Source organism: Lysobacter sp. A421 (assembly GCF_054052145.1).
This window is the reverse complement of the sequence record NZ_JBSVRL010000005.1, coordinates 59633-84796: the sequence shown is the minus strand read 5'-3', so window position 1 is coordinate 84796 and position 25164 is coordinate 59633. Positions and strand designations below refer to the sequence as shown.

The window sequence follows — 25164 nt, the reverse complement described above, 5'->3', positions numbered from 1 at the left end:
TAGCGCCGCCAGGTCAGCCGATGAACTTCTTTGAACACCAGGCCGCGGCCCGGCGCAGCTCCACGCGCCTGGTGGTGCTGTTCGTGTTGGCGGTACTGGCCATCGTGGTCGCGGTCGACTTGGTGGTGTGGTTGTTCGCGGGCGCCCATCCCGGCGCGCTGCTGTTTTTCACCCTGGGGACGCTGGCGGTGATCGGCCTGGGGTCGCTGTACCGCTTGTCCAGTTTGAGCGGCGGTGGCGAGTCGATCGCGCTGCAACTGGGCGGGGTGCCGGTGCCCGAGGACCCCGGCGATCTGGATCTGCGACGGTTCCGCAACGTGGTCGAAGAGATCGCCATCGCCTCCGGCGTGCCGATGCCGCAGTTGTATGTGCTCGAGAACGATGCAGGCATCAACGCGTTTGCCGCGGGCTACTCCTCGTCGGACGCCGTGGTCGCGGTCACCCGCGGCACCCTGGACCGGCTCAACCGCGACGAGTTGCAGGGCGTGGTGGCCCACGAGTTCAGTCATATCCTCAACGGCGACATGCGACTGAACCTGCACCTGGTCGGGGTGCTGTTCGGGATATCGATGATCGCCCTGATCGGCCACAAGGTGCTGAGCTTCGGCACGATTGGCTTGCGTGGCGGTGGGCGAGGGCGCGGTGCGGGCGTGGCGGTCGGCATCATGGTCAGCGCGTTCGTGGCGCTGGCGATCGGATGGATAGGCCTGTTCTTTGCGCGCATGATCCGTGCCGGTGTCAGCCGCAGTCGCGAGCGTCTCGCCGATGCCAGCGCGGTCCAGTTCACCCGGCAAACGGCCGGACTGGCGGGCGCACTGAAGAAAATCGGCGGGCTGCCCGATGGCTCGCAACTGGTATCGGCCGGCGATGCCGAGGAAGTCAGCCACATGCTGTTTGGCGAAGGGTTGGCGTTTGGTGGCTGGTCCGGCTCCCTGCTGGCAACCCACCCGCCGCTGCTGGAGCGCATTCAGGTGCTGGAGCCGGGCTTCCGCGTGGATCAGCTGGATGCGCTTTCTCAACGTTGGCTGCAGCAACCGCCCAGCGGGCTCGAAGAGGACCTGCAGATGGGTCTGCACGGCGGGTCGGCGTTGCCCGCAGCCGGTGAGCAGCAACTGGATGCTGTCGCCGTCTCCACCCAGGTCGGACAACCGGACCGCGATGACCACCGGCGCGCCGACGCGATCGTGACCCAGATGCCTGAACATCTGCGCGCGGTAGCCCGCGACCGTGAACGGGTCATGGCCTTGGTACTGGCCTTGTTGCTGGACCCGCGCCCGGCGATTGCCGACAAGCAGAAGATCGAAGTTGCCGCCCGCCTGGGCAAAGCGGCTGCCGTCGACATGGCCCAGTGGCAGGGCGAACTGGAAGCGCTGCACCCGATGTTGCGGCTGCCGCTGGCGGCGCTGGCCTTCCCGGTGTTGCGCCGCCGGCCCAGACCGCAGCTGGAGCTGTTCCTGGATGCCGCCAATGCGATGGTGTTCGCGGACGGCGACGTGTCGCTGTTCGAATACTGCCTGGGCCGGCTGCTGAGCGTGCAGTTGCGCGAGTCACTCGACCCCTCCCGCTATGCACGGATCGGGCGTCGCAAGCCGCGCCAGTTGAAGTCCGAAATCGCGACCTTGCTGGCGGTGGTCGCCGATGCCGGCCATGCCGACCCGGCCAGCGCCCGACGTGCCTACCTGGCCGGTTTGCAACGAATCCTGCCGCGCGACCACGTCGCTTATGCACCGCCGGCCTCCGGAGTGATCGCGCTGGAAGACGGCTGGGTGCCGCTGGATGCACTGGACCCGTTGGCAAAGCAGTTGCTGGTCGAGGCAATCACGATCGCGATCAGCCATGACGGCCGCGTCAGCGTGGCCGAGTCCGAGTTGCTGCGGACCATTTGTGGCGTGCTGCATTGTCCGCTGCCGCCGCTACTGGGCCGCGCGTGAACCGTCCCGACGGATTCCGTCGCCTCCATCGCTTCCGCGCTGCGCTGACCGACTCACCGCCGTTGTGGTGGTCGCTGCTGTATTTCTTCAGCCTGCTATGCGGCTACTACGTGTTGCGCCCGGTGCGCGACGCCATGGGCGCGTCTGGCGATGCCGCGACCGTGTTCCCGCGCTGGTTGCTCCGGTGGGCGGAAGGGGCGGGGTTTGCGCTGGGCGAGTACACCCTGCAAATCCTGTTTACCGGCACCTTCGTGGCGATGCTGGTGCTGCAACCGCTGTACGGCGGGCTGGTGGCACGGTTCCCGCGCCGGGTGTTCCTGCCAGTGGTGTACCTGGTCTTCATCGCCTGCCTGGTGTGCTTCTACTGGTTGTTCCACACCGGTGTGTCGGGTCGGGGCGGCGCGTTTTTCATCTGGACGGCCGTGTTCAACCTGTTCGCGGTGACGGTGTTCTGGAGTTTCATGGCCGATGTGTTCGATAACCAGCACGCCAAGCTGGTCTATGGGTACATCGGCGCCGGCGGCACCATTGGCGCGCTGGTGGGACCGGTGATTACCCAGGTACTGGTGGGGCGGCTGGGGATTGCCAACCTGCTGCTGGTGTCGGCGGGTTTTCTGGCGGTGTGCCTGCTTTGCATCCTCAGGCTGCGGCCCTGGGCGATGCAGCGCGAGCGCCTGCATGGCGAGGTGAATGGCGAGCAGGCCATGGGCGGCTCGGTGTGGGCCGGGCTCAAATTGGTGTGGCAGCGCCCGCTGCTGCGCGCGCTGGCGATCACCCTGTTCTTCGGCGTCGGCGTCGGCACCCTGCTGTACAACGAGCAGGCGGCGATCGTGAAGCAGTTCTATCCGAGCCCGGAAGCAGGCACGCGCTACTACGCCACGATCGATTGGGCAGTGAACGGATTGACGCTGCTGATCCAGCTACTGCTCACGCGCTGGCTGTTGCGACGCTACGGGGTCGCACCCGCGCTGTTGGGGCCGGCGATCGCGATCTTGCTGGGGTACTGCATGCTGGCCGCCTCGCCGTTGCCGGTGCTGATCGCGATCGTGCAGGTGATGACCCGCGCAGGCGAGTTCTCACTCGCCAAGCCCGCCCGCGAAACCCTGTACACCCGGGTCGACCGGGAGTCGCGTTACAAGGCCAAGGCGGTGATCGATACCGCGATCTATCGCGGCGCGGACGTGACCTTCGTGTGGCTGCACAAGGTGGTTGCCGTGTTCGGCTCGGGCGTGGTGTTCGCCACCGGCATCGTGGTTGCGCTGGGCATGACCGCTGGTGCGTGGCAGGTCGTACGCGCGCAACGTGATCTGCCCGAAGACGACGCAGCGGAGCCGCGCGAGCCGTGACTTCACCTGATCGAGCTGCCTGATCAACGAGCCTGTTCAACCAGCCTGGTCAACCAGCGGCAGCGCGAACAACACGGCGCCAAGAACGAACAAGGCGGTCAACACGTGCGCCATCGGCCGGTTGATCCGCAGGAATACGAACTGCTCGATCGTGCGGCCGACCCAGAACAACGACATGCCGGCCAGCAATGTCTGGCCCAGGGCGCTGTCATCGAGTTCATCGGTGAAGCAGAAGCAAAGCACAGCCATGCCCAGGAAGACGTAAATCAGCCGCAGGTTGAGGATCTGCAAGATCGCCCGGTCCACGGTGGTGGCGGCAGCCAGGCTTTTCCGCCACCGGAACAACCGCCAGAACGCCATGTGGAATATGGCAAAACCCAGGCTGTGGATGCCGCAAAGCTGGATCAGGGTGGCCGACGTCATCAGGGTGCCCTCGCTGTCTGGAGTGCTCGCGGTCGCTGGATTGCGAGTCCGGAAAAGACGACGGCGGGACCATGCCCGCCGCCGTGTCGCGATGTTTCCGCTGGTCTATGCCAGGGCCGGTTCCTGCCGGTCCTGGCGACGGTAACCGGCCGAGCGCAGTTCCTCGGTATCGAAGTCATCCACGCTGATGGTGTCGATGGTCATCTCGCGCAGCGCTTCCAGCTGGCCGCGCTCGTCGGCGCTGATCCAGCCCTCGCGCACGCCTTCATCGAGTTGTTCGGCAAAGGTCAGCGATTCGATGTCGCTGTTTTTCATCGCCTTCAGGAACTTGCGCTCCACCGGCTCGGCCAGGATCGCCGCCTGCAGGTAGCTGTTGATCCGGCCGGCCGGGTTGCTTGCCATCGGGGTCAGGAAAATGCCTTCGGCGAGGCGGTCGCGCGCCGCGTTGGGCGACATCAGCAAGCTCGCGGCACGATGGCCAAGACGATCGCTGGGGGCCTGTGCGCGGCGGCCCACCGGAAAGACCAGCACCCACAACAACCAGCCGACCGGACGGATCGGGAAGTTGCGCAGCGCGCCGGAGAACGCGATCTCGGCCTTGTGTACGGCGTTGTGGAACGCCCACGCCAGCAATGGCTGGTCAGTCTCCGGGCAGCCCTGATCCTGGTAGCGTTTGAGCAGGGCACTGGCAATGTAGAGCTGGCTGAGCACATCGCCCAGTCGGCCCGACAGCGATTCCTTGAATTTCAGCTTGCCGCCCAGCATCAGCATCGAGGTATCGGCGCACAACGCCAAGGCGGCCGAATAGCGGTTGAGCTTGCGGTAGTAACGCCGGGTGTAGGCATCACCGGGAGCGGTGCCGATGCTCGCGCCGGTCATGCCGAACCACAGCGAGCGCACGGCGTTGGATATCGCGAAACCGATGTGGCCAAACAGGTTGTGGTCGAACTCGCGCACGCGCTCGGGCCCGTCCGGCAGCATCGCGGCCTTCATCTCCTTGAGCACCCAGGGATGGCACAGAATCGCGCCCTGGCCGAAGATCATCAGCGAGCGGGTCATGATGTTGGCGCCCTCGACCGTGATCGCGATCGGGGCGGCCTGCCACGAGCGACCCAGGTAGTTTTTCGGCCCCAGGATGATGCCCTTGCCGCCGTGGATGTCCATCGCATCCTGGGCCACCTGACGGCCCAGCTCGGTGCAGTGGTACTTGGCGATGGTCGACGGTACGGCCGGGTTTTCCCCACGGGTCACCGCTGCCGCGGTGGATTCCGACAGCGCGCTGATCGTGTAGGCGTTGCCGGCAATCCGCGCCAGCGCCTCCTGCACGCCTTCGAAGCGTCCGATCGACAGGCCGAACTGCTTGCGGATGCGCGCGTATGCGCCGGTCACCACCGCACCCAGCTTGCTGCCGCCGCTGGCGGTGGAGGGCAGGGTGATGGAACGGCCGATCGACAACACCTCCACCAGCATCTGCCAGCCCTTGCCGGCCTGCGCCTCGCCGCCGATCAGCTGGCTCAGCGGGATGAATACCTCGCGGCCCTGCAACGGGCCATTCTGGAACGGGCTGTTGAGCGGGAAATGGCGACGGCCGATATCAATGCCGGCGGTATCGCGCGGCAACAACGCCAGGCTGATGCCGATGTCGCGCACGTCGCCCAGGATGGCGTCGGGGTCATACATCCGGAATGCCATGCCGATCAGGGTCGCGACCGGCGCCAGGGTGATATAGCGCTTGTCGAAGGTCAGCTTGACGCCGACCACGTTCGCGCCGTTCCACTCGCCCATGCAGACAATGCCGAAGTCGGGGATGGAGGTCGCGTCCGAGCCCGCCCACGGACCGGTCAGCGCGAAACAGGGCACTTCACGCCCGTCGGCCAGACGCGGCAGGTAGTGGTCTTTTTGTTCCTCGGTGCCGTAATGCATCAGCAACTCGGCCGGCCCCAGCGAGTTGGGTACGCCGACGGTCGAGCTGACTACGGCGGAGATCGACGCGAGTTTCTGGATCACCTTGTGGTTGGCCAGGGCAGAGAAACCCAGCCCGCCGTATTCCTTCGGCACGATCATGCCGAAGAACTTGTTGGTCTTGATGAACTCCCACATCTCCGGCGGCAGGTCGGCGCGCACGTGGGTGATGTCCCAGTCGTTGGTCATTGCGCACAGTTGCTCGCAGGGGCCGTCGAGGAATGCCTGTTCCTCGGCGGAGAGCCGGGGAGCGGGTTGGTCGAGCAACACGCGCCAATCGGGCTTGCCGGAGAACAGTTCACCTTCAAAACCGACCGTGCCCGCCTCCAGTGCGACCCGTTCGGTCTCCGACAGCGGCGGCAGGATCTTGGTGTAGAAGCCAAGTAGCGGGGTGGTGATGAAGGGCAGGCGAATCTGCGGCAGCAGCAACGGCACCGCGATGACGGCCATTACCAGCCCGGCAATGATGGTGGCAATGGCGTTGGCACCCAGCAGCCAGCATGCGACCAGCGCGACGGCGACCAACGCGACCCAGACCGGCAAGCGCCACCGGTGGTAAGCGGCGACTCCGCTTATCAGCAACAGAAGGAGAAACGGGATGGCGATGCTCATTGGGACGCTCCAGCGGCGGTGCGACGGGATGACCACAGACTAGTCATGAAGACAACATACGCTCAAGTATGGTAAACTCCGGCAACCGCTGTCAACCTTGCGCTTGCCGCGTTGATCGAGCCGCTACATACGCTTTACCAGCAGCGCCGTATGGTTGCTACACTCGACCGTCATGACCCAGACCATCACACCGCCCCCGGCCAGCGCGCCGCCCGTCAAGTCCGAGCGCAATGGCCGGCTCAGCGCCGATGATTGGGCACAGGCCGCATTGGATGTCATCGCCGAGCAGGGCGTGGCCGCGGTCGCCGTCGAGCCGCTGGCACGCAGGTTGGGGGTCACCAAGGGCAGTTTCTACTGGCACTTCCCATCGCGTGACGCATTGCTGGTGGCCGCGCTGGAGCGCTGGGAGAAGATGGAACAGGAAACCGTCTTCGGCCAGCTCGAGGCGGTCGCTGATCCGCGTGAACGCCTGCGTGCGCTGTTCTCGATGGTGGCCCACGAGTACAAGGCGCACATTATCTATTCCGAGCTGCTCAAGGCGCTGGACCACCCGGCGGTACAGCCGGTGATTGGTCGCGTGTCCGAGCGCCGGCTCGAGTACCTGACCGCCTCGTTCCGCCAGGCTGGTCTGGGCCGCAATGATGCCCAGAACCGCGCGCGGTTGGCCTATGCGGCCTACGTCGGTTTCCTGCAACTGAACCTGCAGTTGCGGCAGACGCGCCTGCAGCACGAGGACTTCGACGCCTACGTCGAGCACATGATGACGACGTTGATCCCCGACAAGCTGTAGAGATCCGCACCATCCGGACGCCTTCCGATGGGCGTGCGCCCATACCCGATAACCAACCGGCTGGAGGCCAGTGCCGTGAACGCAATCTCCAATGATGCAAGCTCCAATAGTGCAAGCTCCAATGATGTGCCAGTAGCGAAGGGCAGCACGCTCCAGGCGCTGAATACCTGGGTCGCCGAGGTGGCTGCGCTGACCCGGCCCGACCACATCCAATGGTGCGATGGCAGCGATGCACAGAGCGATGCACTCAACGCATTGATGCAGGCCGACGGCACCCTGATCAAGCTCAACGAGCAGACCCATCCGGGCAGCTGGCTGCATCGCTCCGACCCTGATGACGTCGCCCGGGTCGAGCACCTGACCTTCGTGTGCCCGTCCAATCGTGACGATGCCGGTCCCAATAATCACTGGATGCCGCCGGCCGAAGCCCACGCCAAGATCGATGCGTTGTTTGACGGCTGCATGCAGGGGCGCACGATGTACGTGATCCCGTATTGCATGGGGCCGATCGACTCCCCACTGTCGCGCTGTGGCGTGGAGATCACCGACAGCCCGTACGTGGTCGCCAACATGCGGATCATGACCCGCATGGGCGCGCCGGCGCTGGCCCGGATTGAGCGGGAAGGCGAGCGAGCCGCTCGCGGCGAGCGGACAGACACGTTCGTCAAGGGCCTGCACTCGACCGGTGAGCTCGACCCGAACCGCCGCCTCATCATGCATTTCCCAGAGGAACTGTCGATCAAGTCGTACGGCTCCGGCTATGGCGGCAACGCGCTGCTGGGCAAGAAGTGCCACGCGCTGCGAATCGCCAGCCACCAGGCGAAATCGGAAGGCTGGCTGGCCGAGCACATGCTGATCCTGGGGTTGGAGAACCCGCAGGGCGAGACCCATTACATCGCTGCGGCATTCCCGTCGGCGTGCGGCAAGACCAACCTGGCGATGCTGATCCCGCCGGAGGGTTACCGCACCGATGGCTGGAAGATCACCACCGTGGGCGACGACATTTGCTGGATGCGCCCGGGCGCCGACGGCCGGCTGTACGCGATCAATCCGGAGGCGGGCTTCTTCGGTGTCGCCCCGGGCACCTCGAAGAAGTCGAACCCCAATGCGCTGGAGTCGATCCAGTCCAACACCATCTTCACCAATGTCGGCGTGACCGCGGACAACCAGCCGTGGTGGGAAGGCCTGGGCGAGGGCGAGCCGGTCACCGACTGGCGTGGCGAGCCGTATGACGCCAGCAAACGCCCGGCCGCGCACCCCAATTCGCGTTTCACCGTGTCGGCGCGGCAATGCCCGAGCTACTCACCGGAGACCGAGAACCCGACCGGTGTTCCGATCTCGGCGATTGTCTTTGGCGGCCGCCGGGCCTCGCTGGTGCCGCTGGTGTTCGAGGCCCGTGACTGGGCCCACGGCGTGCTGGTCGGCGCCGCGATGGGCTCGGAGACCACCGCCGCCGCCACCGGCGCGGTAGGGGTGATGCGTCGCGACCCGATGGCGATGAAGCCGTTCTGTGGCTACAACTTCGCCGACTACTTCAACCACTGGCTGTCGTTCGACGCGCCGGGCGCGAAGCTGCCGAAGATCTTCCACGTCAACTGGTTCCGCAAGAGCGACGATGGCAAGTTCATGTGGCCCGGCTTCGGCGACAACCTGCGGGTGCTGGAGTGGATGATCGGCCGGGTGAAGGGCACAGCCGGTGCGGTCGAGACCCCGATCGGCTTCCTGCCGACCGACGCCGATATCAACCTTGAAGGTCTCGAGCTTGATGGCGAGGCCCGCGCCAAGCTGTTCGGCTTCGAGCCGGCCGGCTGGCAGGCCGAGTTCGCCAGTATCGGAGAGTACCTCGACGAGTACGGCTCCCGCATGCCGCAGGCGCTGAAGGACGAACAGCAGCGGATTGCAGCGCACCTGGCCGGCTGAGCCCCGCGCCGTGGCAACCCCGGGACAACCGGGGTTGTCTGAACTCAGGGTTTACAGATCGTCGCCCCTCAGGTCGGCAATCGCCGCTACCAGCTCGGTGACCGCGATCTGCTCGACCGGGGTCATGTGCGGGTTCCAGACATCAAACAACAGGATCACCCGGGTCCTGTTGCTGTTGTTCCACGCCTCGTGCTCGAAGGTGTCGTCAAACGTGATGCAACGGCCTTGTTGCCAGTCGTGGCGCTGGTCGGCGACGCGCAGGGTGCAGTCGCCCGGGACCAGCAGCGGCAGATGGGTGACCACGCGGGTGTTGGTCACGCCGGTGTGCGGCAGGATGTGCGAGCCGGCACCCAGCACCGAGAACAGCGACTCGGGTGCATGGCCGCGTATGCGCACCGTCGGCGCCGCCTCCAGGGCGGCGGCGGTCTGCGGGCAGCGCCGGCAGTTCTCCTCGTTGCGGTTCCCGTGGCGGTGGAAAAACAATCCATCCCACTGTGGCTTTACGTCCGCGCGACCGCCGAGATACTGCGAGGTCATGCCCGGTGGCGGCTCGCCCAGGAACGGAACCAGGTCCGCACCGTCGGCCGCCAACACCGCGAGCAGCTCGTCGCGGATCGCATCGGTGCACGCCTCCATCTGTTCGTACCAGGGGAACAGGTCACGCGACAGGAACGGCGTCTCGGGCAGGCCGGGGAAGTACAGGAAGGTTGGTTTCTGGACCGGGTTGGCCGGTCGGACCGAGAGATCCCCCAAATAGCCGGCCAGGCACTTGTCCACCCGCGCCATGGCCGCGCGTCCATGGCGTTCATGCAGCGGTGCCAGGACGGCATGTAACAGGCGGGGATAGCCGGCGCGGACGACCTCGGCGGCGTGCGCAACCACCGGCCGCAGACCCGCGGGCGTGCTTTGCGGGTCACGCCAGTGCCCCTGCGCATTGGCCAGGGTGAGTGCGCGCAGGTACTCGGTTGCCGCATCGTCGTCGCGCCCAAGCCGCTCCAGCGCGACGCCCAGGTACAGCCGGGCAACGAAATAGTCGGGCGCCTCATCCAGTGCCGGCTGCAGCACTTGTTGGGCGCGTTCGGGATCGCCCGAATGCAGCAGCGCGATGCCCAGGTTCTTGCGGGTCGGGGCGTCATCGGGCGCGACCGCGAGGGCGTGTTCCAGCAGTTCGCGTGCGCGCGCCAAATGGTCTCCGGACAGCGCATGGATGCCCAGGAAGTTGAGCGCCTCCACGTCGTCGGGTTGCACCTCAAGGAGCCTGGCGTAGCTGCCGTGCGCCATGGACGCCTGGCCGGTCTGTGCCGCTTTCCGCGCCGCGGCGCGCAAGTGCTCGTGTTGTGCGTTGCTGGTGTCGTGCATGGCAGTACTCGGTTGTGCATGCGGGCCGGCATTGATTGTACCCAGCATGAAAAAAGCGGCCCCGTTTCCGGGGCCGCCTTGGTTTACAGCAAGATCACTACAGCACGATCATTTACAGCATGATCAATGGATCGATCAGAAGCGCTGCACGTACTCCATGTAGATGTAGCGGGAGTCCGGGATGTCGTACTGCGGATCGAACGAGTTCGCAAATACCGAGTACGAGGTGGGCGCGATCTTCTTGAACACGTTGTTCACGCCCAGCTTGACGGTACCGTTCCACGGCAGCTCGTAACGCGCCTGCACGTCGTGGTAGGTGGTAGCGCCCAGCTTGTTGCGCGCCGCCAGACCGGTGTCGATACGCCGGGTGTCATCCGAACACAGGCCTTCGCCCGGGAACGGGCAATCCTCGACCAGACTGGAGTAGTAGCGGCTGATCCAGGTCACGCCGAAGTCGCCCATGGTCCAGTCCAGCGACCCGTTGGCACGCAAACGCCACTGAGGATCCTGGTCAAAGTAAATGCCCACGACATTTTCCGGCTCCGATTGCGGAGTGGACTGTGAGTCCCACTTCGCCATGTAGGACGCATTCAAGCCGACGTTGAACTGGCCATACGCCGTTTCCGGGGTCCGGTAGTTCACATCCAGGTCGTAGCCCTCGGCCTCGATGACGGCGAGGTTTTGTGGCCCCAGGAGCAGCTGGTCGATCTGGTGATCGGGCGTGCCGCGGCTGAACAGGTTGCAGTACGACTGGTCACCGCCGTTGTAGCACTGGTCCAGCATGTATGCGATCGAAGGCGTTGAAATGGCGTTCTCGATCTTGATGTTCCACCAGTCCAGCGAGATGTCCAGGCCGGTCGCGAACGACGGGCTGTACACCAGGCCCAGGGTCTTGGATACCGAGGTTTCCGGCCCGAGGTTCGGGTTACTGCCGATGTCGAACGGGAAGATGGTCTGCCCGAAGTACTTACTGCCCGAGTTTGTGCGCTGGAGGAAGTCCACCGGTACGCCATCAGCCAGACAGCTGGCTGCGATGGTCGCGTTCCGGCCGCCGTAGTCGGCCGAGCAGATATCACCGAAGCTCTCGTAGCTGGCGGCCAGGCCGCGGAACAGGTTCGAGATCGGCGGTGCGCGGAAGCCCTCGGCCCAGTTACCACGGACCAGCAGGTCTTCGATCGGCTTCCACTTGAAACCGAACTTGCTGTTGGTGGTGTCGCCGAAGTTGCTGTAGTCCGAGTAGCGCGACGCCAGGCTGACTTCCAGCAACTGGGCGCCAGGCATGTCGGCCAGGATCGGGATCAGCAACTCGCCGTAGATTTCATCCAGGTCGTAAGCACCCTCGGTCGGCTGGCGGGCATTGCCCGAGCTGTAGCCGGCCGAGACAAACGCGTCGGGATGGTCGAACCCGCTTTCCTTGCGGGACTCGATGCCCACCGCGAAGCCCATCATGCCCGCTGGCAGCTCGACAATTTCACCACTGAGGTTGGCGGTGAAGCTCTCGCTGCGGTTCTGGTAATTGTCGTGAGCGTCGAACAGGATGGCGTTGAGCATCTGTTCGTTGACGGCGCCCGCCGGCGACAGCGGGTTGAACGGTACGCAGCCATCGATGATGTTCGCGTCAAAGGGAGTGCCATCTGCACCGACACCTGAGGGGGTGCCGCAAACAACCCTACCCGTAGTCGGGTCAAGGAACGACGGGCCAACACCGGCCTGCACCGCCAGCATATTGGCGTCGCCGACCTGAGTGTCGTTCTGGTCATTCTTGTTGTAGGCGTAACCGACATCCCAATCGAAGTAACGATCGGCGAACTGGAAGCTGCCCTCGAACCCGACATAGGTATGGAAGGTCTTGACGTTCTGCTCGTAGGTGCGGTTCTGCTCGGTCAGGCGATGGCTCCAGTCCACATCACGCCCGTCACCACCGTAGAGGGTGTTGTACGGGTTGAAGTAACTGTCGCCGCTCAACGCCGCTTCCGGGCTGCCAAAGGCCGCGCCCGCGCTCAGCGGGAAGCCGGCCAGCTGCTGGCTGGAACGACGCTCGTTGTACAGCGCGTCGGCCCGCAGGCTGATGCTGTCGGTGATGTCGTACCGGCCTTTCAGGTACATCGCGGTACGGGTCTGCGGGGTCAGCAGGTAGTTGTCCGCAGCATAGTTGTACGCATGATTTGCGCCATCCCATGGCACGACCTGGTCCATGCCGTAGCGCTGCTGCCCGTCCGGGCCGATGCCAGTGGAGCCGGGCCCGACAACGCCGAAGTTCGCGTCGCCTATCTTGGGGTCATATGCGCCACTGGGGCCGGAGTTCCAGATCTTGCCGTTGGCCGAATAGCCGCTGTACAGATCCGAGCCCAGTCCATAGACCGGATCGGCCGAGATCGCACGATCCTTGGCAACCACTTCGCCTTCCTCGACGCGCGACAGGCTCAGGATCACGTTGCCGCGCTCGCCGTTCGCGCCGATGGTGGCCTCGATCGAGTTGCGCTCGCCGTCGCCCTGGTTGAACTGGCCGAGGTGGGTGCGGATTTCGGCGCCTTCGTAGTTGTCACGGGTGATGATGTTGATCACGCCGGCGATGGCATCGGAGCCGTAGATGGCCGAGGCGCCGTCTTTCAGGACTTCGACGCGCTCGATGATCGAGGCCGGGATGGTGTTCAGGTCAACCGAACCGCCCAGGCCGGTGGCCCAGCGGCGGCCATCGACCAGCACCAGGGTGCGTGAGGAGCCGAGGTTGCGCAGCGAAATGTTCGCGGAACCGTCGCCGCCGTTGTTGAACGTGCGGTTGAGGGACGGGCCGGCGGCAGAAATGCGGTTCAGCACTTCGGCGACCGAGGTCACGCCCTGCTTGGCGATGTCTTCGCGGCTGAGCACGAGGACCGGCTGTGAGGTTTCGGCATCGACCGAGCGGATACGTGAGCCGGTGACTTCAATGCGGTCCAGGGTGGTGGCTTGTTGGCCCTCCTGGTCTGCGTCCTGTGCGAGTGCCACGCCGGAGCCGGCGAGGGTGGTTGCGCCTACGACGAGCGCGAAGGAAATCGCGTCGCGGAGTTTGGTGGTCTTGAGCGTCATGATGTGTCTCTCTCTCCAAGTCAGTCTTGGTAATCCCATGGGAACCCGGCCGGTGATGTCAAACGAGACGCCAAATCCGGCAAGGTCGACTGATAGTAGCTGCCCGCGACCAAAAATTAAAGTGTCGTTAAATTTCAGCGCCGTTCAGTAGCTAATCGAATTAAAAGTTATAAAAAACAATTACTTGCGACAAGACGGTAGTTTGTTACGTCACCGTTACGCCTGTTCATATAATTGTCGAGGCAAAAAAAAACCCGATTTGATCGGGTTTTTTACGCTTGGGCGGGGGTTTATGCGATTCGCAGCGCTCTCGCTCACGCCGATCGGGCTTGCACTACCTACAGGTCTTGCTCGTAGCGCACGTAGGGCACGGTGCCTTCGTCTTCGTTTGCGTTGAGTGCAAACGGGTTGGAGCCGCGGGTGATCTTCTCCGCGCCTACCGTCAACCGGCCGCTCCACGGGGTACGCCAGGTCAAGCCGACCCCGAGGCCTTCCCAGCCACCGGCTTGATCGGGGGTGTCGACTACCCGACCAATGATGTTGGCACCAAAGTTGCCGTAGCCGGCACCCACGGTCACGCTGCGGCTGTCCCAATGATCGGCCAACGCCGGTACGTCGCCGGCAGGAATCAGCCGCGCCCGCGCCCAGGTGCCGCCGATGGACACGGTGGCTTCGCTGCCGATGTTCTGTTGGCCATAAACCGTCAATGTGTTCTGGTCGAGCTGCCTGCGCGGACCGGTGGGGTTGAGCCATGCGGGCAGGGTGTCGCGACCTTTGCCCAACGACAGCCCGAACCGGGTATCGCCTTTGCGCAGGCTGGCACCGGCGACCGCATGGCTGGCTTGCTTGCCGTCTTCCATCGCGGCCAGCAGGCAATGGTTGGCGAGGTTCCCGATGGTGCCGGCCAGGCCGGAGCTGCGATCGCAGACCAGGCCCAGGGTGTTACCGGCCTTCAAGCCGAACGCCGCATCCAGCGTGGTAGAGCCCACGCGCCAGCGCGCGTCTGCGGACGAGCTGCCGGTGGGTTCCAGCAACAGCAGCGCTTCGAGCTTCCCGCTGGTGTGGTTCCAGACCGGCAGGACCGTCGCGTCACGCGGCGAGTCGACCTTTGCCGATTGTGCGTGCACGCCCGTCGCCACGCCTAGGGCGAGCAGGAGGGCGAGCGGCAATCGGAGAAGTCGTTTGTCCATGGGCTCACTTTACGACCGGTTGAAGCCGGGAGAGTTCCCCGTCCCCGGAGTCTCGATACTAGGATGTTTATGTTTCTTTAACAATCAACAGGATGTGAAGGCGGTCTCACTGCAGCCGCTCCGGCGCACTCATTTCGGCCTTTGCGATGGCCAGCAGCTCGCGAATCCGCGTTTCGCTGAAGCCATAGCGCTGGCCACAGAACTCACAACGGATCTGCGCGTTGCCATCCGATGCCGCCGCGGCTGCGAGCGCTTCCTGCTCTCCCAGTGATACCAGCATCGCCTCGACCCGCTCGGTAGAGCACGAACAGGCGAAAGACAATGGCTTGTCCCCCAGCAGTTGTACGCCGTCTTCATGAAACAACCGGGTCAGCAGGTCCTGGGCGGGGAGATCGAGCAGTTCACCCTCGGAGAGCGTGTCGAACAACGCGGTGGTGCGGGTCCAGCCATCTAGGTCGCCTTCGTCGCCGGGCAGTTTTTGCAGCATCAAGCCGGCAGCGCGTTCGCCATCGCTGGCGAGCAACAGCCGGGTCGGCAACTGCTCGGACTGGCGGAAGTAATCTTCGAAAGCATCGGCCAGCGAATCGGCCTGCAGCGCAACCAGGCCTTGATAGCGCATCGGCTCGCGCCCGGTGGTGGACGGATTCTCGATGGTGATTGCCAGCACGGCGCCATCGCCCAGCTCACGCAGGTCGCGCGATACCGTGTTACGCGCCGGGTCATGGCCGGGATCGGCCAGTTGAACGACGCCGCGCAGGGTTCCGGCGGAGGTGCATTCGACAAACAAGGTCCGCAACGCACCGCTGCTGCTCAGCTGTACCGACAGGCGTCCCTCCACTTTGGCATGGCCGGTGAACAGTGCCGCCGCGGCAGTCGCCTCGCCAAGCATCTCGACCGCCGCCGGGGCTTGTGCGTTGGCGTCGCTCATCCGGTCGCGGATGTGTTGCCAGGTGGCCTGCAGGTGCACGCGCACACCGCGGACGCCGGCCTGGTTGATCAGGAACCGGGTCAGCCGGTCGCTGTCGGCAATGTGCTTGGTGCTGGTGCGGGTCTGGGTCATGGCGGTTTGTGTGACGGTGCGAGGATGCAAGGATAATGCGCGGCAACCCGGTTCATTTGAGCGCGGGAGGTTGAACCTTGGAGGTGGGGCTTGTCAGGCAAGACGCAAGGTGGGAGCGGGAACCGCCGCAATCGCGTCCCACGCGGCCGGCGCCGGGTTCGGTGGCTGTTGGCGTTGCCACTGCTGTGGCTGCTGGTCACCGTAGTGCAAGTGGCGGCGTTGCGCTTCGTCGATCCACCGTTCACCGCATTCATGGCCGCGCGCCAATTGGACGCCTGGAGCCAGGGTGACCGGGACTTCCGGGTGGCCTACCACTGGCGTGATCGTGATCAGGTGTCTTCGCATCTGGCGGTGGCGGTGATCGCGTCCGAAGACCAGCGATTCGCCGACCATCACGGCTTCGACCTGAAGGCGATCCGGAAAGCCCGCACGCGCCATGAGCGTGGCGGCAAATTGCGCGGTGCCAGCACCATCAGCCAGCAGACGGCCAAGAACCTGTTCCTGTGGAGCGGTCGCAGCTGGGTGCGCAAGGGCATGGAAGCCTGGTACACCGCGTTGATGGAATTGATGTGGCCCAAGTCGCGCATCATCGAGGTCTACGTCAACGTCGCCGAGTTCGGGGACGGCGTATACGGCGCGCAAGCGGCGGCGCGGCGCTACTTTGGAAAGGACGCCGCGCAGCTGACTCAGGCCGAAGCGGCGCGTCTGGCGGCGGTGTTGCCAAGCCCGAAGCGCTACAGCGCCACCCGCCCGGGGCCGTATGTGCAACGGCGCACCCGGCAGATCCAGCAGCAGATGCGGCAGATTGGCGGCGCCGCCTACCTGGAACGCCTGGATCGACGCGAGCCCGACCAGAAGTAGCGGGCCCGGCGGCGTTGACCGTGCCCGGTCGGATACCATGCCGCAATGAGTAGCCAACCCTCACCCGATGATTGCCTGACCGTTGTCGTTGCGGCTTTCAATGAGGCGGAAAGCCTGTCGCTGCTGCAGCCGCGCATCGCCGCGGCACTGCAGGTGGTGGCCGACGAGTACGGCATCGAAGGCACGGTGCTGTACGTCGACGATGGCAGCGTGGACGCGAGCTGGAGCGTGCTGCAGCAGCTGGCGGCGGCGGATCCCCGCATCTCTTTATTGCGCCTGTCGCGCAACTTCGGCAAGGAACTGGCTTTGACGGCGGGCCTGGACCGGGTCGAGCGCGGGGCGGCGATGATCCTGGATGCCGATGGCCAGGACCCCCCGGAGCTGATTCCGCGCTTCGTCGGCCTGTGGCGCGAAGGCCATGATGATGTCTTTGGCACCCGGCTGGTTCGCGAGGGCGAGGGCTGGCTTAAGCGCGCGACGGCGCACGTGTTTTACCGGTTGATCGGGCGGCTGTCGAAGACTCCGATCCCGGCCGACACCGGTGACTTCCGCCTGTTGTCGCCACGGGCATTGGACGCGCTGCGACAGCTTCGCGAGCGCCATCGCTTCATGAAGGGCTTGTTCGGCTGGGTCGGCTTCAATCGCGTTTCGCTGCCGTACCACCGTGAGGCGCGGCTGGCCGGTGCGAGCAAGTTCAACCTGTGGCGGTTGTGGAACCTCGCCCTGGAAGGCATCACCAGTTTTTCCACCGCGCCGCTGCGGCTGGCGACTTACCTGGGGCTGCTGACGGCGCTGGTGGCGTTTGCCTATGGCGCGTGGGTGATCGGCAAGGCGCTGTTCTGGGGAGATCCGGTGCAGGGTTGGCCGACGATGATGGCGGTGATCCTGTTCCTGGGTGGGGTGCAGTTGATCGCGCTGGGACTGATCGGTGAGTACCTGGGCCGGCTGTACGAGGAATCGAAGCAGCGCCCGCTGTACCTGGTGGACGCCTGGCAGCCGGCGTCCGGGGTATGCTCGGAGCAGGTTCATCCCGTAGGAGGACAAGGCCATGCGCAACGTACGGCACCTGCTCGAAGCGAAAGCCTCTGAGGTTTATGTGATCGGCCCGGATGCGCCGATGATCGACGCGATCCGGCTGATGGCCGAGAAGCACATCGGTGCGTTGCTGGTGATCCACGATGGCCGGCTGGCCGGGATCGTGTCGGAGCGGGACTACGCGCGCAAGATCGTGTTGCAGGGGCGCTCGTCGGCCACCACACCGGTGCGCGAGGTGATGACCGTCGATGTGCTCACGGTGGGCCTTGATGACACCGCTGAACATTGCATGGCGCTGGTCACCAACCAGCGCATACGCCACTTGCCGGTGGTGGTCGAGGGCGAGGTGCTGGGGCTGGTATCGATCGGCGACCTGGTGAAGGCGGTGATCGAGGACCAGCAGGTCGAGCTGGACCAGTTGCAGCGATACATCGCCAGCTGAAGCACGGCCGCGGTGCGACCCGGCACGGGGCACGGCACCGCTACTTGGCGTACTTGCCGCCGCAGCCCGAATCCTCGCCGGGACCCAGTTCCAGCGTCGCCAGCAACGCGGCCGGTGGAGCGATGCTGCCCAGGGTCAGCGCGATCGCGGCGCGTAGGACGATCGCGCCCATGTCCGGGCGGAAGTCCGGGTCCCTGAATGTCCCATCGAGCAGTAACGGCGCGCGGAAGGCGAACAGGCTGCGGTCCTTCGGGCGCGGCTTGATGACAAGGTCCAATTGCTCGGTGTCGAGGTTGATCGTGCCTTCGCCGATCAGGATCGTGTCGGTGGTATCGACCGCGAGCGAGCGCGCCGTCATCACGCCGCCGTCGACCTTGAAGTCGCCAAACGCGCAGCGGATCGGGATCAGCTGGTCTCCGGTCAACTTGAACTTGATGATCTCCGCGATATCGATGCCGGCCATCTCCATCAGCAGGTTGCTGATCTTGCCTCGGCCGATGCCGAGTGCGACATCGCCGTCGCTGCTGCCCAGCATCGCGGCGATCGAATTGCCGCTGCCGTCCAGGACGGCATGGCCGCTGAGCTTGCCGATGGCGTTCTGGACCAGTTCCACCGTGGGCAGCAGCTTGCTGAGGGTCAGGCCGCTGGCGGCCACGTCGGCCTTGGTGTGGATGGTCGCCTCGCGCGCGTTCATGCGCACCGTCGAACGGATCTGGCCATCGGCGACGCCGAAGTTCAATGGGTCCAGCAGCAGCAGGCCGGCGTCGAGTTTCAGGTGCGCGTCCATGTCGTCCAGCGGCAGCGACGGCGAGTTGATGCGCGTGGCTTTCAGGCGCACGTCGGCGTCCATCGCGCGCAGTTTTTCGAGTTGGTAGGGCGTGTCGGGCAGCACGCGCGCGCTGGCTTTTTGTTGCGCCGCCTGGGCGGCGAGTTCGGGGTTGGTGGTCTCGCCATTGCCGGTCTGCGGCGCGCCGCCGATGAAGCCGGCGAGGTCGTCGAAATCCAGTCGCTTCGAGTGCAGGTTCGCGCGCAGGAAAGGCCGCTCGCCACCGGTGGTGAAGGCGGCATCGCCGCCCAGGTCGCTGTCGCCGACGGTGCCGGCGAACTTGTCGTAATGCCAGATGGTATTTGCACCCTTGATGTCGCGGGTCAGGCGCCCGTCGAGTGTGTAGGGCGGGGTTGGTGGCAGCGCGACGCCGATCAGCGGATACAGGTCTTCCAGGTTTTTCCCGGCAAGCGTCAGTTGCAGGTCGAAATCGCGCAGGCGCAACGGGTCGCGCAGGGTGCCGCGGGCATGGGCCTTGGTGGCACCGGCCTGTGCGTGGACGTCGATGTGGTACGGGGCTTCGGTGTCGCGCAACTCCAGCGGCGATTCGGCGCTGCCTTGCAGGGTGAACTTGCTGTCGTTCCATTGCCCGCCGCCGTCGACCTTGATCGGCGGGACGTTGCGCGGGTCGCGCGCCTGCGTGCTGGTCACATCGACCTTGATGTCGGTCTTGGCGGCGGCATCCAGGAACGTAAGCTTGCCGTCGTCGATCCACACGCGCCGGAACTGCAGGTCGGTATCGCCGCCGGTGCTGCCGAACTGCCAGTTGCCACCGCCTTTCGGGTTCGCTTCCAGGTTCAACCTGGGGGCGGCCAGGCGCAGTTCGGGAATGCGGACCTCGCCGCGCAACAGCCGGCGAAGGTCGATGCTGATGTCGAGCCGGTCGGCGGTCGCCATGGTCGGCTGCCGTGACCAGTCGGCGTTGCCAAAGCTCAGCTGGTCAGCGTGGATCGTCGGCACCCAGCCCAGGTCGACATCCAGGTCGCCACCGATCTTGAACTCGCGCCCGGTGCGCGCTTCGACCTGACGTTCGACCGGCCCCTTGAACCAGTTCCAGTCCCACAGCAGGATCAGCACGACCAGTGCCACTACCAGCACGCCCAATGCCGTCAGCCAAGGGTGGCGGCGCGGCTGTTGCCACCAGCGTCCAGCGTTGCCGGCGCCGGAGGTCTGGCCGCCGGGTTGCTGTGGCGCGTCCGCGGCTGCGGGGGCTGGCATCGGTCGGAACCCTCAGGAGGACATTGCTGTCCACCTTCGATACTGGCCGGTAAAGCGGGAGTGAATACGTTGTGGCGCGTTCAGTGGCTAGCTCACGCTCACCGCATGCGCCTGCTCGCGGGTGGCGAGGAATTCGACATCCGGCGCGCGCTCCTGCGCCAACTGCAGGTTGACCCGGGTCGGGGCGAGGTAGACCAGCTGGTCGGCCGCATCCAGGGCCAGGTGACTGGCGTTCTTGTCGCGGAACTGCTCCAGCTTCTTCTCGTTGTCGCAACGGATCCAGCGGGTGGTGGAGACGGCAACCGACTCGAAGATCGCGTCCACGCCGTACTCGGCCTTCAGCCGGTAGGCGACCACCTCGAACTGCAATACGCCGACCGCGCCGAGGATCAGGTCGTTGCTCATCAGCGGCCGGAAAAACTGGGTTGCGCCTTCTTCGCTGAGTTGGGCCAGGCCCTTCTGCAATTGCTTTAGCTTGAGCGGATCGCGCAGGCGCGCACGCCGGAACAGTTCCGGTGCAAAGTTGGGGATGCCGGTGAAGGTGATCGGCTCGCCTTCGCTGAAACTGTCGCCGATCGACACGGTGCCGTGGTTGTGGATGCCCAGGACATCGCCGGAGTAAGCGGTCTCGGCGATCTCGCGGTCGCTGGCCATGAAGGTCAGCGCGTTGGCGAGCTTGAGTTCCTTGCCGGTGCGCACGTGGAAGGCCTTCATGCCGGCGGTGAACTTGCCCGAGCAGATCCGCATGAAGGCGACCCGGTCGCGATGCTGCGGGTCCATGTTGGCCTGGATCTTGAACACGAAGCCGGTCAGCTTGTCTTCGGTCGGATCCACGTCACGGGTAGTGGTCGCGCGCGGCTGCGGGCTGGGAGCATGCTTGACGAAGAAGTCCAGCAGCAGTTGCACGCCGAAATTGTTGACCGCCGAGCCAAAGAACACCGGGGTCTGTTCGCCGGCGAGGTATTTGTCCAACTCGAACGGATGGCTGGCGCCCTGGACCAGCTCCAGCTCCCCGCGTGCCTCGGCCAGCGCCGCAGCGCCGATCCGCGCTTCCAGCCCGGGGTCATCGATGGAGGAAAAGATGGTCGAATCCTGGCGGGTGAAGTTGCGCCCCTGCTCGTACAGGTGGACCTCGCCGGTCACCAGGTGGACCACGCCCTTGAGCCGCTTGCCCATCCCGATCGGCCAGGTGACCGGTGCGCACTGGATGCCCAGCACGCTCTCGACCTCGTCGAGCAGGTCGATCGGGTCCTTGCCGTCGCGGTCCAGCTTGTTGATGAAGGTCATGATCGGCGTGTCGCGCAGCCGGCAGACCTCCATCAGCTTGATCGTACGTTCTTCCACGCCCTTGGCCACGTCGATCACCATCAGCGCCGAGTCGACCGCGGTCAGCACCCGGTAGGTGTCCTCGCCGAAGTCCGCATGGCCCGGGGTGTCGAGCAGGTTGACGATGTGCCCGTTGTAGGGGAACTGCATCACCGAGGAGGTCACCGAGATGCCGCGCTCCTGCTCCAGCTTCATCCAGTCGGAGGTGGCATGGCGGGCGGCTTTGCGGCCCTTGACCGAGCCGGCCATCTGGATCGCGCCGCCGAACAGCAACAGCTTCTCGGTCAGCGTGGTCTTGCCGGCATCGGGGTGGGAAATGATGGCGAAGGTGCGGCGGCGCAGCGCCTGCTGGGAAACATCGGACATGGGGACGGCGCGCACGGGCACGCCAGCAGAGCGGGGAAGGACGCAATTATAGGGGGTGGCGAATGTGACCGGGGTCCGGACGGCCCTAAAGTCCGGCTGACGCCGGCCGCTACCGCGGTTGGGCGGACGATTCGTTCGCCACGTCCATGGAGAATTATCAGTGTTCATAGTTATTGCCGGTGAGGATGCAGGACAGGCCGATGAGCTGAAGTTGGTGCTTGCCGATTTCGGACTGGATTGGCAGGTTGAGTGCGTCGCTGACGCTGCCGCCGTCATTACCCTGGGCCGGCAGGTCGACGTACTGGTCACGGACCTGGGCTTGCATGGCTCCCACGTGCTGACCGAGCTGCGGGCCAAGCACCCCGATGCGGTGCGGATCCTGCTGCTGGAGCGCGGGCAGGGTGGCGAGGCCATGCACGCCCTGGCTGGCGCGCACCGCGTACTGCACAAACCACTGGACGGCGGGGAGTTGATCGATGCGGTCGAGGGGTTCATCGATCTGCGGGAGTTGCTGGACAACGAAGAGCTCAAACGAAGTGTCGGGCAGGTCGAGTCGTTGCCGCCGGCGCCGCGGATGTATATCGAACTGGTGCAGCTGATGGGCGATCCGGATGTGAGCATGGCCGAGATCGCCTATGTGCTTTCACAGGATCCGGCGCTGGCGGCCAAGGTGCTGCGACTGTGCAACTCCGCATTTTTCTCCGCCGGACGGGAGATTACCGATATCCGTTCGGCGGTGACCCGCCTGGGAATGGGCATGCTGGGACAACTGGTCCTGGTCAGTGAGGCCTTTGGCGGATCCGGCGAGGAGACCACAAATGTTGACCGGGAGGCGATGCAATGGCGCGCACTGGCGACGTCGCGCCTGGCCCGGAAACTGCTGGCCGGCCCCAGTGCCGAGTTGGCGGCCACCGCCGGGCTGCTTGCCGAGGTGGGCCTGCTGTTACCCGGCATTGGTGGCGAGACCGACCCGGAACTTGCATCCGAGCCTGACGGCGATGCGGACATCAGTGCGGCCAGTCCGGGTTACGCCGAGGCTGGCGCGTACCTGCTTGGCCTGTGGGGGCTGCCGATGCCCATCGTGGAGGCCGTGGCCCATCAATCCCGGCCACGCCGCATGCGTTCCACCGGCTTCTGGGTCACCGGCGCGGTGCATGTCGCCGCCGCGCTGGTGCGCGACACGCCGGTGGACGAAGGCTACCTGCACGCGGTCGGCATGCTCGACAAACTTCCCAGGTGGCGGGCGATGTCCGAAGAGTTGGGCCAGGCGGAAGCGGCCTGATCCGGCATCGCGGTCACCCTCCGGCGACGTCGCTGCTCAACGCAGCGGCGGGACGCGATGGTTCAATCTCGACGCCCTGCATGCGAAATGGCAGTGAGACCAGCCGCATGCCACGGTTCACCTGCACGACGAAGTGCAGGTGTGGACCGGTGGTGAAGCCGGTGTTTCCCGACAGGCCGATTTGCTGGCCGGCGGTGACGCGTTGGCCGGCTTGGACCAGCACCCCATCGACCTGCAGGTGGGCGTACAGGCTCATCGCGCCGTCGTCGTGCAGCAGCCGGATGAAATTGGCGCGGCCGGCGTAGGCATCCCGGTCCAGGCTGGTGCGTTCGAAGCCCTCTTCCAGTTGCATCACCACGCCGCCACGTGCTGCCAGTACCGGTGTCCCGACCGGTACCGCGAAGTCGACCGCATAGCGATTTTCCGGGTCGTCGTGGCTGAAGGTTCCGCCATAGCCCTGGTCGATTTCCGCGGTGTCGCGCGCCACCGGCAGCAGGTAGGTGGTATCGCCAGGTGCCGCGCTCGGGTTGCCCGGCAGGCTGTCCATGCGCAGGTCGAAGTCCACCGGCTGGCCAGGATCGGTTGCTCGCAGTACCGACACCACGGTGCTGCCGCCGGTGGGAACCGTCGCTCGCGCCGGTAGTGCGGGATCGCTGGTGGTGTTGCGGTGGTGCCGGTAATGCAGCATCACCTCGATCGGACCGCTCAGCTGGTTGTCGGCCCAGACGTAGTACTCGCTGCCGCGTGCCTCGATCCGCAGCCGGGCGATCGCCGTGGGTTCGACGAACGCCGGAATCCTGCCGCTCTCCACCGGGGGAGCGGTGTCCCGGAGCTGGCGGTCGCCGTAATGGTTGACGCCGTTGGCATCGGTCCAGCGGTACAGGGTGCCGGCGAGCGCGATCGGAACGATGCCCATCAACGCGATCGCCAGGCCCGGAACCAGTCGCCGGGAGCGCGTCATCGGGCGCCAGTGCAATCCGCGGAAAGGCCAAGGGCATTGGCGATATCCGCCAGATCGAATGTGGCCACCGCTTGATCGTCATGTACGGCGACCAGCACGCCATCAGGAAATGCCCGCGTGCTGGCGGCGTGCAAGGCAATGCCGTCGGTACCGGAGGTCCGTTGGCCGTGGAAGCTGCCCACCGGACGCAGGCTGTTGCGTTCGAACACGTGGAAGCTCGTCAATGGATCGTGTTGGTCGACGGCAACCCAATACCCGGTGCCATTGCGGCACGGCCACAAGGCAATGCCCTCGGCATCGGCCGCAAATGTGCCCGACGGCAGGCTGACGCCGGTGTAGCGGCCGTCGAGGGTGTACTCGCGCAAGGTGGACATGCGGCGACTTTGGTTGCCGGAGGGATACGGGGCTGCGCCGGCTGCGGCAGCGCCATGCTCGTCGGCAATCAGCAGACGGTCGTGGGCGGCATCGCCGGCGATCGACTCGACCACCTGCAACGCCCCGGGCTCCGTGGTCTCGCCAAACGACCCGAGGTAATTAATCTGCAATTCACCGGTTGCATCGGTGTGCGCGTGGAAGCGGCGTACGCGCTGGTCGAGCTCGGGCAGCGGCGGCACGATGTCGTAACGCTCGCCGTACATGAAGCTGTCGGTGACGTAGATATCCATCTCGCCCGGTGCGGTGTCGTTGATCCACAGGCCGTAGGGGCTGCGCAGCACGTCCTCGCCGAAGCTTGCGAGGGGCTGCAGCCCCGGCAGGTCGAACACCTGCAGTCGGTGGTTGTCGCGTTCCACGACAAACAGGCGGTCGCCATGCACGGCCACGCCGTTGGGCCGGTTGAATTGTCCGGAGTTCTTGCCCTTGCCGCCGATGGTGCGCAACAAGGCGCCGCTGTCGACATCGAACACCATCAGCTCGTGGGTGGATTTGGCGCTGGCGATCAACCAGGTGCTGCCGTCGTGTGCGTGCCAGGTCGCCAGCGAATCCAGCTCGGCTTCCGGATACGGCTCGGAGATGTAGCGCTCTGCGACGGTGTGAAGCCCGGTTGTCGGGACGGAGACCGTGGCGCACGCGCTTAGCAGGAGCGCGGTGCAGGCGATGGCAAGCAGGCGACGGATCATGCGGCGGTATCTTCAATGAGGCGGGCGGCGATGGGGCGGCAGTGTAGTGGTTTGTCGGCAGCGCCGAGAT

At 65.2% G+C, this 25164-nt stretch carries 18 protein-coding genes; 8 read left to right on the top strand and 10 right to left on the bottom strand.

Annotated features, from left to right (window positions below):
- The first annotated feature begins 20 nt into the window (after positions 1–20).
- Positions 21–1931 (top strand): M48 family metallopeptidase, encoded by a 1911-nt coding sequence (locus ACW7G6_RS13010; protein WP_456998433.1) that lies wholly within the window; start codon positions 21–23, stop codon positions 1929–1931.
- A complete protein-coding gene (locus ACW7G6_RS13005) occupies positions 1928–3277 on the top strand; it encodes an NTP/NDP exchange transporter (protein ID WP_456980214.1) in 1350 nt (449 codons plus the stop codon). Before ACW7G6_RS13010 ends, ACW7G6_RS13005 begins: the two co-directional genes overlap by 4 nt.
- 36 nt (positions 3278–3313) lie before the next feature.
- On the opposite strand, the gene ACW7G6_RS13000 is transcribed toward ACW7G6_RS13005, so the two are convergent.
- A complete protein-coding gene (locus tag ACW7G6_RS13000; protein WP_456998432.1) occupies positions 3314–3700 on the bottom strand; it encodes a hypothetical protein in 387 nt (128 codons plus the stop codon).
- Positions 3701–3805: 105 nt separating this feature from the next.
- Positions 3806–6274: an acyl-CoA dehydrogenase gene (locus tag ACW7G6_RS12995; protein WP_456998431.1), complete on the bottom strand. Its 2469-nt coding sequence runs from the start codon at positions 6272–6274 to the stop codon at positions 3806–3808.
- Between the two features lie 172 nt (positions 6275–6446).
- On the opposite strand from ACW7G6_RS12995, the gene ACW7G6_RS12990 reads away from it, so the two are divergent.
- A complete protein-coding gene (locus tag ACW7G6_RS12990) occupies positions 6447–7064 on the top strand; it encodes a TetR/AcrR family transcriptional regulator (protein WP_456998430.1) in 618 nt (205 codons plus the stop codon).
- A gap of 84 nt (positions 7065–7148) precedes the next feature.
- Positions 7149–8984, top strand: coding sequence for a phosphoenolpyruvate carboxykinase (GTP) (locus ACW7G6_RS12985; RefSeq protein WP_456998526.1), 1836 nt, complete (start codon positions 7149–7151; stop codon positions 8982–8984).
- A gap of 51 nt (positions 8985–9035) precedes the next feature.
- Here the strand turns inward: ACW7G6_RS12985 and ACW7G6_RS12980 are convergent, their stop codons facing one another.
- The 4 genes from ACW7G6_RS12980 to hslO form a co-directional block, all read right to left on the bottom strand.
- The gene (locus ACW7G6_RS12980; RefSeq protein WP_456998429.1) at positions 9036–10343 is read right to left on the bottom strand and encodes an aspartyl/asparaginyl beta-hydroxylase domain-containing protein; all 1308 of its coding nucleotides are present in this window, start codon (positions 10341–10343) and stop codon (positions 9036–9038) included.
- A 135-nt stretch (positions 10344–10478) separates the two neighbouring features.
- Positions 10479–13409, bottom strand: coding sequence for a TonB-dependent receptor (locus ACW7G6_RS12975; protein ID WP_456998428.1), 2931 nt, complete (start codon positions 13407–13409; stop codon positions 10479–10481).
- 338 nt (positions 13410–13747) lie between these two features.
- Complete coding sequence (locus ACW7G6_RS12970; RefSeq protein WP_456998525.1) at positions 13748–14563, bottom strand: XOO1806 family protein; 816 nt, start codon at positions 14561–14563, stop codon at positions 13748–13750.
- 142 nt (positions 14564–14705) lie between these two features.
- Complete coding sequence (gene hslO, locus ACW7G6_RS12965; RefSeq protein ID WP_456998524.1) at positions 14706–15629, bottom strand: Hsp33 family molecular chaperone HslO; 924 nt, start codon at positions 15627–15629, stop codon at positions 14706–14708.
- Between the two features lie 120 nt (positions 15630–15749).
- On the opposite strand from hslO, the gene mtgA reads away from it, so the two are divergent.
- From mtgA to ACW7G6_RS12950, 3 genes are read left to right on the top strand one after another with little or no spacing between them, the layout of a single operon-like run.
- Entirely contained in the window at positions 15750–16520 is a 771-nt protein-coding gene (gene mtgA, locus ACW7G6_RS12960) for a monofunctional biosynthetic peptidoglycan transglycosylase (protein ID WP_456998427.1), read from the top strand.
- 45 nt (positions 16521–16565) lie between these two features.
- Positions 16566–17609: a glycosyltransferase family 2 protein gene (locus ACW7G6_RS12955; RefSeq protein ID WP_456998426.1), complete on the top strand. Its 1044-nt coding sequence runs from the start codon at positions 16566–16568 to the stop codon at positions 17607–17609.
- Positions 17569–17997: a CBS domain-containing protein gene (locus ACW7G6_RS12950; RefSeq protein WP_456980205.1), complete on the top strand. Its 429-nt coding sequence runs from the start codon at positions 17569–17571 to the stop codon at positions 17995–17997. Before ACW7G6_RS12955 ends, ACW7G6_RS12950 begins: the two co-directional genes overlap by 41 nt.
- A gap of 40 nt (positions 17998–18037) precedes the next feature.
- On the opposite strand, the gene ACW7G6_RS12945 is transcribed toward ACW7G6_RS12950, so the two are convergent.
- Positions 18038–20041: an AsmA family protein gene (locus ACW7G6_RS12945; protein WP_456998425.1), complete on the bottom strand. Its 2004-nt coding sequence runs from the start codon at positions 20039–20041 to the stop codon at positions 18038–18040.
- Between the two features lie 87 nt (positions 20042–20128).
- On the bottom strand, positions 20129–21733 hold the full coding sequence (locus tag ACW7G6_RS12940; RefSeq protein WP_456960877.1) for a peptide chain release factor 3: 1605 nt from the start codon (positions 21731–21733) through the stop codon (positions 20129–20131).
- A 160-nt stretch (positions 21734–21893) separates the two neighbouring features.
- On the opposite strand from ACW7G6_RS12940, the gene ACW7G6_RS12935 reads away from it, so the two are divergent.
- A complete protein-coding gene (locus ACW7G6_RS12935; protein WP_456980202.1) occupies positions 21894–23015 on the top strand; it encodes an HDOD domain-containing protein in 1122 nt (373 codons plus the stop codon).
- Positions 23016–23028: 13 nt separating this feature from the next.
- On the opposite strand, the gene ACW7G6_RS12930 is transcribed toward ACW7G6_RS12935, so the two are convergent.
- Positions 23029–23976, bottom strand: coding sequence for a peptidoglycan DD-metalloendopeptidase family protein (locus tag ACW7G6_RS12930; RefSeq protein WP_456998424.1), 948 nt, complete (start codon positions 23974–23976; stop codon positions 23029–23031).
- Complete coding sequence (locus ACW7G6_RS12925; RefSeq protein ID WP_456998423.1) at positions 23973–25094, bottom strand: phytase; 1122 nt, start codon at positions 25092–25094, stop codon at positions 23973–23975. Before ACW7G6_RS12925 ends, ACW7G6_RS12930 begins: the two co-directional genes overlap by 4 nt.
- Between the last annotated feature and the right edge of the window lie 70 nt (positions 25095–25164).

Excerpts from the sequence above, each read along its gene's own strand:
- ACW7G6_RS12990 (WP_456998430.1), top strand. The coding sequence starts at position 6,447 with ATGACCCAGACCATCACACCGCCCCCGGCCAGCGCGCCGCCCGTCAAG.
- ACW7G6_RS12980 (WP_456998429.1), bottom strand. The coding sequence starts at position 10,343 with ATGCACGACACCAGCAACGCACAACACGAGCACTTGCGCGCCGCGGCG.
- ACW7G6_RS12955 (WP_456998426.1), top strand. The coding sequence starts at position 16,566 with ATGAGTAGCCAACCCTCACCCGATGATTGCCTGACCGTTGTCGTTGCG.
- ACW7G6_RS12950 (WP_456980205.1), top strand. The coding sequence starts at position 17,569 with ATGCGCAACGTACGGCACCTGCTCGAAGCGAAAGCCTCTGAGGTTTAT.
- ACW7G6_RS12975 (WP_456998428.1), bottom strand. The coding sequence starts at position 13,409 with ATGACGCTCAAGACCACCAAACTCCGCGACGCGATTTCCTTCGCGCTC.
- ACW7G6_RS12995 (WP_456998431.1), bottom strand. The coding sequence starts at position 6,274 with ATGAGCATCGCCATCCCGTTTCTCCTTCTGTTGCTGATAAGCGGAGTC.
- ACW7G6_RS12945 (WP_456998425.1), bottom strand. The coding sequence starts at position 20,041 with ATGCCAGCCCCCGCAGCCGCGGACGCGCCACAGCAACCCGGCGGCCAG.
- ACW7G6_RS12930 (WP_456998424.1), bottom strand. The coding sequence starts at position 23,976 with ATGACGCGCTCCCGGCGACTGGTTCCGGGCCTGGCGATCGCGTTGATG.
- ACW7G6_RS12940 (WP_456960877.1), bottom strand. The coding sequence starts at position 21,733 with ATGTCCGATGTTTCCCAGCAGGCGCTGCGCCGCCGCACCTTCGCCATC.
- ACW7G6_RS13010 (WP_456998433.1), top strand. The coding sequence starts at position 21 with ATGAACTTCTTTGAACACCAGGCCGCGGCCCGGCGCAGCTCCACGCGC.
- ACW7G6_RS12925 (WP_456998423.1), bottom strand. The coding sequence starts at position 25,094 with ATGATCCGTCGCCTGCTTGCCATCGCCTGCACCGCGCTCCTGCTAAGC.
- ACW7G6_RS13000 (WP_456998432.1), bottom strand. The coding sequence starts at position 3,700 with ATGACGTCGGCCACCCTGATCCAGCTTTGCGGCATCCACAGCCTGGGT.